The sequence below is a fragment of the Bacteroides sp. 90-K9/2 genome, assembly GCF_047310725.1.
In the GTDB taxonomy this organism is placed as follows: domain Bacteria; phylum Bacteroidota; class Bacteroidia; order Bacteroidales; family Bacteroidaceae; genus Bacteroides; species Bacteroides vicugnae.
In genome coordinates, this window is the sequence record NZ_JBCGVL010000001.1 from 1961790 (window position 1) to 1974972 (window position 13183).

General features: G+C 40.9%; 12 protein-coding genes. 6 read left to right on the forward strand and 6 right to left on the reverse strand.

Annotation, left to right across the window (positions count from 1 at the left end; all coding sequences use genetic code 11):
• Nucleotides 1–84: 84 nt before the first annotated feature.
• Genes AAHJ11_RS07345 through AAHJ11_RS07355 form a run of 3 tightly spaced genes read left to right on the forward strand, consistent with a single transcriptional unit; the run spans nucleotide 85 to nucleotide 3525 of the window.
• A complete protein-coding gene (locus AAHJ11_RS07345) occupies nucleotides 85–1077 on the forward strand; it encodes an HlyD family secretion protein (protein WP_320978556.1) in 993 nt (330 codons plus the stop codon).
• Nucleotides 1078–1083: 6 nt separating this feature from the next.
• Nucleotides 1084–2265: an ABC transporter permease gene (locus AAHJ11_RS07350; protein ID WP_004297230.1), complete on the forward strand. Its 1182-nt coding sequence runs from the start codon at nucleotides 1084–1086 to the stop codon at nucleotides 2263–2265.
• Nucleotides 2266–3525 carry an ABC transporter permease gene (locus AAHJ11_RS07355; RefSeq protein ID WP_320978554.1) on the forward strand — a complete coding sequence of 420 codons (1260 nt, stop codon included), beginning with the start codon at nucleotides 2266–2268 and terminating at the stop codon, nucleotides 3523–3525. It begins immediately after the preceding gene.
• A gap of 151 nt (nucleotides 3526–3676) precedes the next feature.
• On the opposite strand, the gene AAHJ11_RS07360 is transcribed toward AAHJ11_RS07355, so the two are convergent.
• Nucleotides 3677–4282: a porin family protein gene (locus AAHJ11_RS07360; protein ID WP_321027948.1), complete on the reverse strand. Its 606-nt coding sequence runs from the start codon at nucleotides 4280–4282 to the stop codon at nucleotides 3677–3679.
• A 398-nt stretch (nucleotides 4283–4680) separates the two neighbouring features.
• Here AAHJ11_RS07360 and AAHJ11_RS07365 point away from each other — a divergent pair, with 398 nt between their 5' ends.
• From AAHJ11_RS07365 to AAHJ11_RS07375, 3 genes are all read left to right on the forward strand, one after another.
• Nucleotides 4681–5046, forward strand: coding sequence for a BlaI/MecI/CopY family transcriptional regulator (locus AAHJ11_RS07365; RefSeq protein WP_004305524.1), 366 nt, complete (start codon nucleotides 4681–4683; stop codon nucleotides 5044–5046).
• An 18-nt stretch (nucleotides 5047–5064) separates the two neighbouring features.
• The gene (locus AAHJ11_RS07370) at nucleotides 5065–6882 is read left to right on the forward strand and encodes a TonB family protein (RefSeq protein ID WP_413579246.1); all 1818 of its coding nucleotides are present in this window, start codon (nucleotides 5065–5067) and stop codon (nucleotides 6880–6882) included.
• Between the two features lie 191 nt (nucleotides 6883–7073).
• Nucleotides 7074–8987, forward strand: coding sequence for a TlpA family protein disulfide reductase (locus AAHJ11_RS07375; RefSeq protein ID WP_413579249.1), 1914 nt, complete (start codon nucleotides 7074–7076; stop codon nucleotides 8985–8987).
• Between the two features lie 179 nt (nucleotides 8988–9166).
• Here AAHJ11_RS07375 and AAHJ11_RS07380 read toward each other — a convergent pair whose 3' ends face one another.
• The 5 genes from AAHJ11_RS07380 to xseB all read right to left on the reverse strand — a co-directional run bounded on the left by AAHJ11_RS07380 (nucleotide 9167) and on the right by xseB (nucleotide 13146).
• The gene (locus tag AAHJ11_RS07380; protein ID WP_320982941.1) at nucleotides 9167–10267 is read right to left on the reverse strand and encodes an Mrp/NBP35 family ATP-binding protein; all 1101 of its coding nucleotides are present in this window, start codon (nucleotides 10265–10267) and stop codon (nucleotides 9167–9169) included.
• A gap of 60 nt (nucleotides 10268–10327) precedes the next feature.
• Entirely contained in the window at nucleotides 10328–11086 is a 759-nt protein-coding gene (gene trmB, locus AAHJ11_RS07385; protein WP_148366547.1) for a tRNA (guanosine(46)-N7)-methyltransferase TrmB, read from the reverse strand.
• Nucleotides 11087–11198: 112 nt separating this feature from the next.
• Entirely contained in the window at nucleotides 11199–11822 is a 624-nt protein-coding gene (locus AAHJ11_RS07390) for a DUF975 family protein (RefSeq protein WP_148366548.1), read from the reverse strand.
• A gap of 44 nt (nucleotides 11823–11866) precedes the next feature.
• The gene (locus AAHJ11_RS07395) at nucleotides 11867–12898 is read right to left on the reverse strand and encodes a branched-chain amino acid aminotransferase (protein WP_258981928.1); all 1032 of its coding nucleotides are present in this window, start codon (nucleotides 12896–12898) and stop codon (nucleotides 11867–11869) included.
• Nucleotides 12899–12936: 38 nt separating this feature from the next.
• Nucleotides 12937–13146 carry an exodeoxyribonuclease VII small subunit gene (xseB, locus tag AAHJ11_RS07400; protein ID WP_004297216.1) on the reverse strand — a complete coding sequence of 70 codons (210 nt, stop codon included), beginning with the start codon at nucleotides 13144–13146 and terminating at the stop codon, nucleotides 12937–12939.
• Between the last annotated feature and the right edge of the window lie 37 nt (nucleotides 13147–13183).

The window sequence follows — 13183 nt, forward strand, 5'->3', positions numbered from 1 at the left end:
ATCAGTTATCAGTTATCATCTATCAACTATCATTTATCACCTATCATTTATCATTTATCAACTATCATTTAAATTCATATTAATATGGCACCTATAAAATCACAAAACAGCAATATGCTGCTTGCATTCCTTACTCTGTTGGGAGTTATTGCAATCGTTGCAGTCGTTGGCTTCTTCATGCTCCGCAAAGGTCCTGAAATTATACAGGGACAGGCTGAAGTTACCGAATATCGCGTTTCAAGTAAAGTTCCGGGACGTATACTGGAATTTCGCGTGAAAGAAGGGCAAAGTGTCAATGCCGGGGATACACTAGCCATTTTGGAAGCTCCTGACGTGGTAGCAAAAATGGAACAGGCACGTGCTGCTGAAGCAGCTGCACAGGCACAAAATGAAAAAGCAATCAAAGGCGCACGGGAGGAACAAATCCAGGCAGCTTATGAAATGTGGCAAAAAGCCCAAGCAGGCGTTACCATTGCCGAGAAATCATACCAACGCATCAAGAATCTCTATGAACAGGGAGTGATGCCTGCACAGAAGCTGGATGAAGTGACTGCGCAACGGGATGCAAGTATTGCAACAGAGAAAGCTGCCAAAGCACAATATACCATGGCGAAGAATGGAGCCGAACGTGAAGATAAGATGGCTGCGGAAGCTTTGGTAAACCGGGCGAAAGGAGCTGTTGCCGAAGTTGAATCGTATATTAAGGAAACTTATCTCATCGCTCCGGCTGCCGGGGAAGTTTCTGAAATATTCTCGAAGGTAGGCGAATTGGTTGGTACCGGTGCTCCTATCATGAATATCGCAGAACTCAACGATATGTGGGTAACATTCAATGTACGCGAAGATCTGCTGAAGAACCTGACGATGGGTTCGGAGTTCGAGGCTGTCATTCCTGCTTTGGATAATAAAAAGATCCAACTCAAAGTATACTATCTGAAAGATTTAGGCACTTATGCTGCTTGGAAAGCAACCAAAACCACCGGACAGTTCGATCTGAAAACATTCGAGGTGAAAGCTTCTCCGGTAGAAAAGGTGGAAAATCTCCGTCCGGGTATGTCTGTTATCATTGACAAGTAAATGACCATGAAAGAGAGAGAAAAGAAATATATAGCTTTGTGGCAGGTCATGCAAAGAGAGTGCCGGCGGTTGGTATCACGTCCGCTCTATCTCTTCTGTATGGTCATCGCCCCGCTGTTTTGCTATATATTCTTCACCACTTTAATGGATTCGGGGCTTCCCAAGGATTTGCCTGCGGGAGTGGTGGACATGGATGATTCGTCTACTTCCCGTAATATTGTCCGCAACCTGGATGCTTTTTCGCAGACAGGGGTTGTAGCTCATTACAGCAATGTAACAGATGCACGTATTGCCATGCAGGAGGGAAAAATCTACGGATTCTTCTATCTCCCCAAGGGTTTATCGGCAGAGGCACAAAGCCAACGGCAGCCAACGATCTCTTTCTACACCAATTACTCATACCTGATTGCAGGCTCTCTATTGTTCAGGGACATGAAAATGATGGGAGAACTCACCTCCGGAGCTGCGGCCCGGACGATGCTGTATGCCAAAGGTGCGACAGAGGATCAGGCTATGGCTTATCTGCAACCGATTGTAATTGATACACACCCACTAAATAATCCGTGGCTGAACTATTCGGTATACTTATGCAATACACTGATACCGGGGGTACTCATGCTATTAATATTTATGGTTACCGTTTATTCAATCGGTGTGGAAATCAAGGATCGTACTGCCCGAGAATGGCTACGGATGAGCAACAACTCCATTTACATTGCATTGGCTGGGAAACTGCTTCCCCATACAATAGTCTTTTTCATTATGGGTATATTTTATAATGTATACCTGTATGGATTCCTGCATTTTCCTTGCAATAGCGGCATATTCCCGATGATATTCGCCACACTGTGTCTCGTATTGGCATCTCAATGTTGTGGCATTGTCATGATAGGAACTCTGCCGACTCTACGACTCGGATTAAGTTTCGCTTCCCTGTGGGGAGTCATATCATTCTCCATTTCCGGATTTTCATTCCCGGTCATGGCTATGCACCCTGTTCTACAGGCTTTGAGTAACCTATTCCCGTTGCGGCATTATTTCCTTATTTACGTCGATCAAGCGCTCAACGGATATAGCATGGCTTACTCATGGACCAACTATATGGCACTATTAATATTTATGATGCTCCCTTTCTTTGTGGTTCATCGCCTGAAGGAAGCATTGGTTTACTATAAATATATACCCTAAATGAAAGATATAAAATTAAAAGACAAGATAGCCCAAGGCATCAATGACCTGTTTTATATCTGGAAGCGGGAGTTTCAGACAACTTTCCGCGACCAGGGGGTACTGATATTTTTCATACTCGTCCCACTAGGTTATCCGTTGTTGTATAGTTTCATTTATGACAACGAAGTAGTGCGTGAAGTTCCTGCTGTTGTTGTAGACGATTCGCATTCATCTCTTAGCCGTGAATATCTACGCAAGGTAGATGCCACACCCGATATTCAAATCGTCTCTTACTGTGCCGATATGGAAGAGGCCAAACAAATGCTGAAGAACCGGCGTGCGTATGGTATCATTTATATCCCTTCGGATTTCAGCGACAATATCGCAAAAGGAGAGCAGACACAGGTCAGCATCTATTGCGATATGAGCGGATTGTTATACTATAAATCGATGCTTCTTGCCAACACTGCCGTTTCTCTGGATATGAACAAGGACATCAAAATTGCACGTAGCGGAAACACGACCGATCGTCAGGATGAAATCACCGCTTATCCGATAGAATATGAAGAGATTTCCATCTTCAACCCTACTGCCGGATTCGCCGCTTTTCTGATTCCTGCTGTATTGGTATTGATTATCCAACAGACATTATTGCTCGGCATCGGTCTCGCCGCAGGAACTGCTCGTGAGAACAACAGATTTAGGGATCTTGTACCTATCAACCGTCATTACAACGGAACGTTACGAATTGTATTAGGAAAAGGATTGAGTTATTTTCTGGTTTATATATTGGTAGCTTTCTACGTACTTTATGTAGTTCCAAGATTGTTTAGCCTCAACCAAATAGGACAACCCGGTTCATTAATATTATTCGTTGTCCCCTATCTTGCGGCTTGTATTTTCTTTGCGATGACAGCTTCCATTGCCATTCGCAACCGGGAAACGTGTATGCTGATTTTTGTATTCACATCAGTCCCCTTGTTATTTATTTCCGGTATTTCCTGGCCGGGGGCAGCTATTCCTCCGTTTTGGAAGTATGTATCCTACATCTTCCCCTCAACGTTTGGAATTAACGGCTTTGTAAAAATCAACAATATGGGAGCCACTCTTAGTGAAGTAGCTTTTGAATATAAAGCTTTATGGCTACAAGCTGGTATTTATTTCCTGACCACCTGTTGGGTATACCGCTGGCAAATACTAATGAGTCGCAAACATGCAATAGAGAGATACAAAGAATTAAAAGAGAAAGCAAACTTATCCAAGCAGATAAGTGATTAATGAGTAAGAATTGCAAGAGAGAGAATTAACGGTGTATCCTTTCAATGGAGATATGCCGTTTTTCTTTTTATATCAAGACAGAAAAATCCCCCGTTCCAAGAGAGTATAGAACGAGGGATTTTAGAGATATTATAAAGAGAGTATAATAAGTTTAGAACTTGTAACCTACACCAATAGAGAAGTTCATGTTCTTAGGATTACTTACCCCGTCTGATTTGAAATCAACTACATTAGTAAAGCCGAATTCACCATCCAGACCTACAAAGAATTTACCGATTTCATAAGCAACACCTACACCAATACCACAATCAAATCTTTTTCCACCAAATTGATCATCACCATCACCAAAGAAATCACCCTTCTCCGTTTCACCATCAAATTCATATTTAGCTTTACCAGCAATTCCAAATGCAAAATAAGGACCAGCTTTCACTACAATATTCTGATTATCAGTAACAGCAAATCTTGCAGCAGCCAATACTGGAATTTCAAGATACATAGGATTGTACTTTATTGATTCTCCATCTTTATCATATTTACCACCCTTCTGAGAAAGCATCAAAGAAGGTTGGATAGACCATATATCAGAGAACTGATATTCCATACCAACACCTACATTAAATCCAATCTTCATGTCAGTATCCATATCCCCAGTAAAGTTACTCATGTTCATACCCACTTTGGCATTCCAAGAAATTTGAGAATAAGAAACGATAGAAACAAGTGCAAATAGCACAAAAATCAAACCTTTTTTCATATCATTCATTTTTTAGTTTGCCTCCCTCTTCCCTTTGGTTGGCATTATTAGTTAATAGTTCTGTTTGAAGTGCGGGGAATTATTCGTAACTGATTAAAGTATTGAAACGCACCCTTCCATATTTAACGTATGTTTCGTAGCCGCAAATATATTTCATTTATTTTATATAAAAAAATCCTTGATAGTCTATTTTTTGCATAAAGGTTATTAAAGAGTGACTATATAGAAAAAAATAATGTTTATCCGGTCTTTTTTTATGCTTAACTAATTTCCAGACAACAATGCAATCAAAATATTCTTGCAAAATTTACACATTCACAATTATTAACCAACTATCTACTGGCTGTTTACGAAATATTCGTAGATTTGCGAAGTATTCGTAATTAAACAACATCTCCATGGAAAAGTTAACTATACAAGAAGAAGAAGTAATGATCTACATTTGGGAGTTACAATGCTGTTTCGTAAAAGACATTGTTGCAAAGTATACGCAACCGGCACCTCCTTATACCACAGTAGCATCTATCGTGAAGAACCTCGAGCGAAAAGGATATGTCACACCGAAACGTGTGGGTAATACCTACCAATATACTCCTGCCATTCGCGAAAATGAATATAAACGCCATTTTATGAGTGGTGTAGTTCGTAACTACTTTGAGAACTCTTACAAAGAGATGGTTTCTTTCTTTGCCAAAGACCAGAAAATTTCGACCGATGATCTCAAAGATATTATCGAACTCATTGAAAAAGGAAAAGAAAATTAATAGAAAACATTCATCACCATGACTCCGGAACTGGCTTATTTTCTAAAGATAAATGTAGCGATAGCTCTGTTCTACGCATTCTATCGGTTGTTTTTTCATAAAGACACCTTCTTCCATTGGCGCAGGATGGCTTTGCTATGTTTCTTCGCTATCTCCTTGCTTTATCCTTTGCTGAATATTCAGGGATGGATAAAAGCTCACGAACCAATGGTGGCAATGGCAGATCTTTATGCAACCATCATACTTCCGGAGCAAGCAGTTACTCCTTTACAAGAGCCTGCAATGAACTGGCAAGAGGTTATCATACAGTTCGCAAAAATTATCTATTGGAGCGGAATGTTATCACTAGCTACACGCTTCTTTGTACAACTGGGTAGCATCATCCGGTTACACTTCCAATGCTCAAAAAGCAAGATACAAGGAGTACGCGTACATCTATTAAAGAAGGAAACCGGCCCTTTTTCTTTCTTCCACTGGATATTCATACACCCACAATCACATACGGAATCTGAAATCAGTGAAATCATTACTCATGAAGAGACACACGTCCGTCAATACCATTCGGTAGACGTACTTATCAGCGAGATAATGTGTATCTTTTGCTGGTTCAATCCATTTATCTGGCTGATGAAACGGGAAGTCAGAGGAAACCTCGAATACCTGGCAGATCACCATGTATTGGAGACGGGGCATGATAGTAAATCATACCAGTACCATTTATTGGGACTGGCACATCACAAGGCTGCAGCAAATTTATCAAATAGTTTCAATGTTTTACCACTCAAAAATCGTATTAAAATGATGAATAAACGAAGAACGAAAGAAATAGGAAGAACAAAATATCTGATGTTTCTTCCCTTGGCTGCTATCTTAATGATTGTCAGTAACATCGAAATGGTGGCACGTACTACTGAAAAATTTGCCAAAGAAATGATGGGGCAAGCAACAGAAGAAGCTGCCACACAAGCTGAAACCACGGATATTCCGGAACTTCCTATAGAAGAAATTCAAGGAACTACACTTCCACTGGATAAGCAAGGAAAGGAAATGACGGAAACTCAAATCAAAAGTGTACCAGATTCCGTTGTCTTCCAAGTTGTAGAAGAAATGCCAGATTTTCCGGGAGGAGCACAGGCACTGATGGATTACTTGTCGAAGAATGTCAAATATCCGGCTGAAGCACATGCAATCGGCGCACAAGGACGCGTGATTGTAAGCTTTACTGTTAAAAAGGACGGAACTATAGCCGATACGAAAGTGGAACGAAGTGTCAATCCGTATCTCGACAAAGAAGCCATGCGTGTAATTGCCGCCATGCCTAAATGGAAACCCGGTAAACAAAGGGGAGAAGCGGTGAACGTGAAATTTACAGTTCCTGTTGCTTTCAGACTGACTGGTCCGGAGCTTCCCAAAGCGGAAGAGGTAAAGCAGTCCGACATGGATGAAGTAGTGGTGGTGGGCTATGCTGCAAAAGATGATCCAACTCCAGAGGGAGGCAGTGTAAAAGGAGAAAATGAGGATGAAGTATTCACCGTGGTAGAAGCAATGCCCAAATTTCCGGGAGGACAAGCCGGCCTGTTCCAATATCTGGCTAGAAGTATCAAATATCCCGTCATCGCTCAAAAAAGTAAAGAGCAAGGCAGAGTCATCATACAGATGATTATTGGTAAAGACGGAAGTTTGTCGAATATCAAAGTCTTACGCAGTGTATCTCCGTCACTGGATGCAGAGGCTGTACGCGTAGTGGGTAATATGCCTAAATGGGAACCAGGAATGCAAAAAGGACAGCCTGTTTCTGTCAAGTATACCATTCCTATCGTATTCAGATTACAGTAAATTCTTTCCCCGGTGCCGCTCCCTTTCCTCATCGGTAAGGAAAGGGGCGTTCATCGGTGGGGAGCACCCTCCTCCCCCAGTGCCGAACGTATCCTTCCCCGGTGCTCAAAAAAACATTTCTTTTTCAGCTGTTTACAAGGATAGTTATAAAAAGATCCTTATATTTGCTCATGTAACAAAACATTATTCACATGAAAAGATTCGTATGGATTATTGGTTTGATATGCTGCATGACCTGCATCATACAAGCCAAAGACAGAGTGATCGAGCGTCCTCCTTTTCTAGCATGGAGCTCCAACAGTATCGAGGTCGATAAAATTGTCATGAGTGATACAGTGACAACAGTGTATATAAAGGCTTTCTATCATCCTAAATATTGGATAAAAATAGCAACGGGCAGTTTCCTGAAAGACAACAATGGAATGCTTTATCCCATTCGAAGAGGAATTGGAATCACATTAGACAAGGAGTTCTGGATGCCGGAATCAGGAGAAGCGGAATTCCAATTGTTATTTCCTCCCATACCCGAAAATGTGACCAGTCTGGATTTCTCGGAAGGGGATTTTGACGGAGCATATAAGATATGGGGCATACAACTGGATAAGGATGCATTCTATAAACAGAAACTTCCCAAAGAAGCAGTCGTACACAAAATAAATAAGAAAGCGATATTGCCGACTCCTAAGTTGGCCTACGGAACTGCTACTCTTAAAGGAAAAATACTGGACTATCAAAAAGAGATGATAAAGCAAGTGAAGATGCACATAGAAAGTCCTGCACTGAATATCCACAACGAACAGAATATCATAAAAATCAAGGAAGACGGCACTTTCCTGGCGGAATTAAAAGTGGTATCTGTTACAAGCGTAGCATTGGAATTTCCTTTTGGTTGGATTGAATGTCTGATAGCTCCCAATGAAGAGACATCACTCATTATAAATACGAAAGAACTTTGCCGCAGACAAGCACATCTGCAAAGAAAAGATAAAACGTATGGAGAGCCTGTATACTTCAATGGTTATCTGGCTAGCCTACAACAAGAATTAGCTTCAGTAGATATAAACATTGTATTAAAAAGCGTTTATTACATGGATATGTACAACGACATTGTCGGGAAAAGTGCAGATGAATATAAAGCTTATGTACTTGAGCGCCTTCCATCTATTCGAAAAGAAATCGCGCAATCACAATACAGTAATGCGTGCAAAGAGCTATTAAATATCCTGGTAGATCTGGATGCGACTGGCAAAATCGCTATGACGGAGAGAGAACTAAAATCAGCACATATTGCTGTCAATAAACTGAATAGGGAACAGACAGACGATTATTTTTATAATACTCACATCGATACTCCTAAAGGATACTATGACATATTAAAGGAATTCAGTTCTATCAACACTCTTAAAGCTCTATACGGCAAATATTACGCATCGACGATTTATTTGATAAGCTTCCTGCCAGATTCTCAAAAGATACTTGAGGAGACACTAGGAACAGGACAGGGACCCTTATTTGATAATATTAAATTTAATAAGCTGTATCAATCCATCAAAAATTTCTCCCCGTTAACAATAGAACAGCATGCCGAATTAAAAACTTTTTCTTCTCCGGTTTATGCCGAGATGCTTAACCAAACGAACAAAGAAATCATAAAGAAAATTGAATTGAACAAAAGAAAGACAGGATTCACAGTGAACGAAGCCGGACAAGTCTCCAATGAGGATTTATTTCCCTCCATTATCTCTAAATTCCGGGGACACACATTGTTAGTTGATTTCTGGGCAACATGGTGTGGTCCTTGCCGCACGGCTAATAAAGCTATTCTTCCCATGAAAGAGGAATTAAAAGATATGGATATTATCTACCTTTACATCACAGGCGAGACTTCTCCCAAAGGTACTTGGGAAAATATGATTACCGATATTCATGGTGAACATTTCCGTGTGACAAATGAGCAATGGAGTTTTCTGATGTCCAATTTCAACATACAGGGAGTTCCTACCTACTTTGTTGTTGATCCGGAGGGTAATATCACCTTTAAGCAAACAGGTTTTCCGGGAGTAGACACGATGAAAGAACAGTTAATGAAGGCTATGAATAAGTAATTCAAACCTAATAAATCAATAAAGAAAAAGGGCTGTCTAACAAGTCCCTCATTTACAATTTCACCCACGCTACAGATAGTTATAGCGTGGGTGATTTTCAATATTCAGGACTCGTTAGACAGCTCCTTTTTATATCCTACGAGTGGGAGGCCAAAAGTCCTCCAAACTCCCCACTATCTTTATTTATGCATTTCTACAATTTGAGTTGGAGCCATCTCTACATTCCGGCGATCTACCTGACGAACGACACTGGCAGCCAGGGATAAGAAAGCACGTCCGGTCACGGAGTCTTCATCCAACGCAACAGGAGTACCATTATCTCCTCCTTCACAGATGCTTTGCACGATAGGAATCTGTCCCAACAAAGGAACATTCATTTCTTCAGCCAGTTTCTTGGCACCTTCTTTACCAAAGATATAGTATTTATTCTCGGGAAGTTCAGCGGGAGTAAACCAAGCCATATTCTCAACCAAACCGAGAATAGGTACATTTACCTTATCATTGGTGAACATATTGATTCCCTTACGGGCATCTGCCAAAGCAACCGCTTGCGGAGTGCTGACAACAATCGCTCCTGTCATGGCTAATGTTTGAACAACCGTCAAATGAATGTCACTGGTTCCGGGAGGAAGGTCTATCAGGAAATAATCCAAATCTCCCCAGGCTGCATCAGCTATCAACTGTTTCAATGCATTACTTGCCATTCCACCACGCCACAAAGTTGCCTGATCCGGATCGACAAAGAAACCGATAGACAATAATTTCACTCCATATTTCTCTACCGGAATAATCATGTCACGACCATCTATACGTTCAGCATAGGGGCGTGCATCCTCCACCTGAAACATCTTAGGCATGGAAGGACCGAAAATATCTGCATCGAGCAAACCAACCTTATAGCCTAATTTAGCCAGAGCAACTGCCAGGTTCGCAGACACCGTAGACTTACCCACGCCACCTTTACCGGAAGATATACCGACTATATTCTTCACTTGCGGAAGGAGCTTGCCAACTTCCGGACGAGCGGCTTGCTTACTCTCTGTTGTGATTGTTACCTGCACATCAGGAGAGACATACGTATGAATAGCTGTTTCCGCAGCTTTCAACATTGATTTCATAAACGGATCAGTCGGTTTCTCAAAAATCAATGAAAAGCTGACAGTCATACCATCAATACGAAGATTATCGGCAACCATCTCCGCTTCCACCAAATTCTTTCCCGTACCAGGATAATGCACCGTTGCCAATGCATCCAATATCAATTTAGGATAGAGAGTCATTTTATTTACTATTTGACGATTTACAATTATACGATTTAATTACTATTTACTGCTGGAGAATTATTTGCTTGTATTCAATCCGCTACGCTTGCTACGGTTATAGCTACGATAGGGATCAAGCTCTATTTCCACATCCGGTTCTTGTAGTTTACCTTCCTGCGGAAGCCGGAATTTGATATACTTAATATCTAAACCACGATCCAGCCATTGTTGTTCATAATAGGTCTTAATACCGAGAATATTATCTACCAGACCAGAATGATATAAATCTTCAGTCATAAACTCAACGGGAAGTTTGTTTGCCTCAATCATGTATTTCGTATAGGTAAACATGAAGTTGCTGTCCGTTTTCAGGTGGATAATGCCATTCGGCTGCAAGAATTTGCGATACCGTTCCATAAAATAGGTAGAGGTCAGTCGTTTGGTTGCTTTCTTCATTTGCGGATCAGAGAAAGTAAGCCATATTTCACTCACTTCGCCTTCGGCAAAAAAACGTTCGATGATTTCAATATTGGTACGCAGGAAAGCAACATTCTTCATTCCGGCCTGTAATGACTCCGTTGCTCCCGTCCACATACGGGCGCCTTTTATATCCACTGCTATAAAGTTCTTTTCGGGAAACATCTTACCCAGACCAACGGTATACTCACCACGTCCGCAACCCAGTTCGAGCACAATCGGATGATCGTTTTTAAAAAACTCTTTATGCCATTTCCCCTTCATGTCAAAAGGCACATTATCTACCGCCGAATAAGGATATTCGAATACGTGCGGATAACTTGCCATATCGGCAAACTTTTCTAATTTATTCTTTCCCATATCAATCCTGATTAGATCGCAAAGGTACTGATTTTGATGCAACCGACAAAAAGAAATGGAGCACAGATTTCTCCATGCTCCATTCTTCTATAGTGCTGAATGATTCGTCTTATCAAATCTCAACATTCACTTCAACGTCTACTTCCACATTTCCGCCTTGTTGTGCTTTCAAATCTTCATAGAAAGCAGCACGGGAAATAGCAACATACGGTTGCAGGAAAAGAAATCCAATACCAAAAGTAAAGATACAAAGGATGGCCCAGCCAATGAAGCTTAAATCAAGCATGAACAACTTCATCTTGTTTCCTTCCATCATAGCCATACTTTTCTCAATAGCTGCATTGTTTTTCATTTCCGGTTCATCTTTCAAGATAAAGTCGGTCATTGCATAAGAATAAGCCTTAATGATACCCGGTATAAGCAGCAACAGTGACCACAAAACTGTATAGACCATCTGAAGCAACTTAGTGACAAAAATACGTCCATAATCTTGGAAACCTTCGAACAAAGTACCAAAGTCAATGTCTTTGCCTCTACATACGCCAAGCATTACAATAGTAAAACCGTACGCAACCGGTAGTCCGACAAATAATGAGCATAACCCTCCAATCAAAGGAATAGCTGATAAACCGCCGGCTATAACTGAATAAATAAGTGCAGCAACAGCTGCCATAGGCCACTTGCCTCGAAGTGCCTCACGTGCCTGCGCACGCAATTCTGAATTTTGTTTTAACATAATGAATAATATTAATTGATAAATGTGTCATTTCAAAAATATAGTTATTCCACTATTGTTACCCAGCCATGCGTATCCGGCTCGTCGCCATACTGAATTCCACGGAGCTTATTATACAATTTTGTACAGATTGGTCCCGGCTTACCGTCTTTAGAGATCACATAAGATTTTCCGTTTTCCAAATCATCGATACGTTGAATCGGGCTGATTACTGCAGCAGTACCACAAGCACCTGCTTCCTCAAATGTTTCCAGTTCTTCTTCCGGTATCGGACGGCGTTCTACCTTGATACCCATATCTTCTGCCAACTGCATCAAACTCTTATTGGTAATAGAAGGCAAGATAGAAGATGATTTCGGAGTGATATACGTATTATCCTTAATACCGAAGAAATTGGCAGCACCACATTCATCGATATATTTCTTTTCTTTCGCATCAAGATAGAACTCGCAGGAATAGCCCAAATCGTGCGCTTTCTTGTTAGCACGAAGACTGGCTGCATAGTTACCACCCACTTTATAAATACCTGTTCCATGAGGAGCGGCACGGTCAAACTCACGAATGATAACGTACGGATTGGTAGAGAAGCCACCTTTGAAATACGGTCCTACCGGAGTTACAAATACTACAAACATATACTCATCTGCAGGATGTACGCCTACCTGGGCACTTGTTCCAATCAATAGCGGACGAATGTAAAGAGAAGCACCGGTTTCATAAGGAGGAATAAAGCGTTCATTCAGCTTCACCACTTTCAAGATTGCTTCTTTGAATCGTTCTGTCGGAAGTTCTGCCATCAGAATTCCCTGGCAAGTAGATTGCAAACGGGCAGCATTTTCTTCCAAACGGAAAATACGAACTTTACCATCTTTTCCACGGAATGCTTTCAGTCCTTCAAAGGCTTCCTGACCATAATGTAAACAGGTTGCCGCCATGTGCAAATTAAGGTGTTCTTCACTGCTTACCTCCAGTTCTCCCCATGCACCATTACGGAAATTGATTCTCACATTGTAATCTGTCTTCATATATCCAAACGACAGATTCGCCCAGTCTATTTCTTTCATATTGTTATGTATTAGTTTATTTTCTATGCATTGAAACGCAAAAATAACTTTTATTCTTCAGATTGCCTCTTTTCTTGCAATAATTTTTCGACTTCCCGGTCGGCTTTTGTCAGTTTATCCTTGCAAAAGGCAATAATTTCATTGGCTTCTTTTATTTTCTCACTCAAAATGTCGATATCCAGTTCGTTGTTATCTATCTGGCGAACGATCTTTTCAAGACGTTCCATCGCTTGGGAATATGTTTCTTTTTTTGCTGCCACGATGATTGATATTTAATGATTAATGTTTTTACAAATA

What these genes read in the sequence shown, in the direction of transcription:
- AAHJ11_RS07345 (WP_320978556.1), top strand. Translation starts at nt 85, where the DNA reads ATGGCACCTATAAAATCACAAAACAGCAATATGCTGCTTGCATTCCTT.
- AAHJ11_RS07350 (WP_004297230.1), top strand. Translation starts at nt 1,084, where the DNA reads ATGAAAGAGAGAGAAAAGAAATATATAGCTTTGTGGCAGGTCATGCAA.
- AAHJ11_RS07355 (WP_320978554.1), top strand. Translation starts at nt 2,266, where the DNA reads ATGAAAGATATAAAATTAAAAGACAAGATAGCCCAAGGCATCAATGAC.
- AAHJ11_RS07360 (WP_321027948.1), bottom strand. Translation starts at nt 4,282, where the DNA reads ATGAAAAAAGGTTTGATTTTTGTGCTATTTGCACTTGTTTCTATCGTT.
- AAHJ11_RS07365 (WP_004305524.1), top strand. Translation starts at nt 4,681, where the DNA reads ATGGAAAAGTTAACTATACAAGAAGAAGAAGTAATGATCTACATTTGG.
- AAHJ11_RS07370 (WP_413579246.1), top strand. Translation starts at nt 5,065, where the DNA reads ATGACTCCGGAACTGGCTTATTTTCTAAAGATAAATGTAGCGATAGCT.
- AAHJ11_RS07375 (WP_413579249.1), top strand. Translation starts at nt 7,074, where the DNA reads ATGAAAAGATTCGTATGGATTATTGGTTTGATATGCTGCATGACCTGC.
- AAHJ11_RS07380 (WP_320982941.1), bottom strand. Translation starts at nt 10,267, where the DNA reads ATGACTCTCTATCCTAAATTGATATTGGATGCATTGGCAACGGTGCAT.
- trmB (WP_148366547.1), bottom strand. Translation starts at nt 11,086, where the DNA reads ATGGGAAAGAATAAATTAGAAAAGTTTGCCGATATGGCAAGTTATCCG.
- AAHJ11_RS07390 (WP_148366548.1), bottom strand. Translation starts at nt 11,822, where the DNA reads ATGTTAAAACAAAATTCAGAATTGCGTGCGCAGGCACGTGAGGCACTT.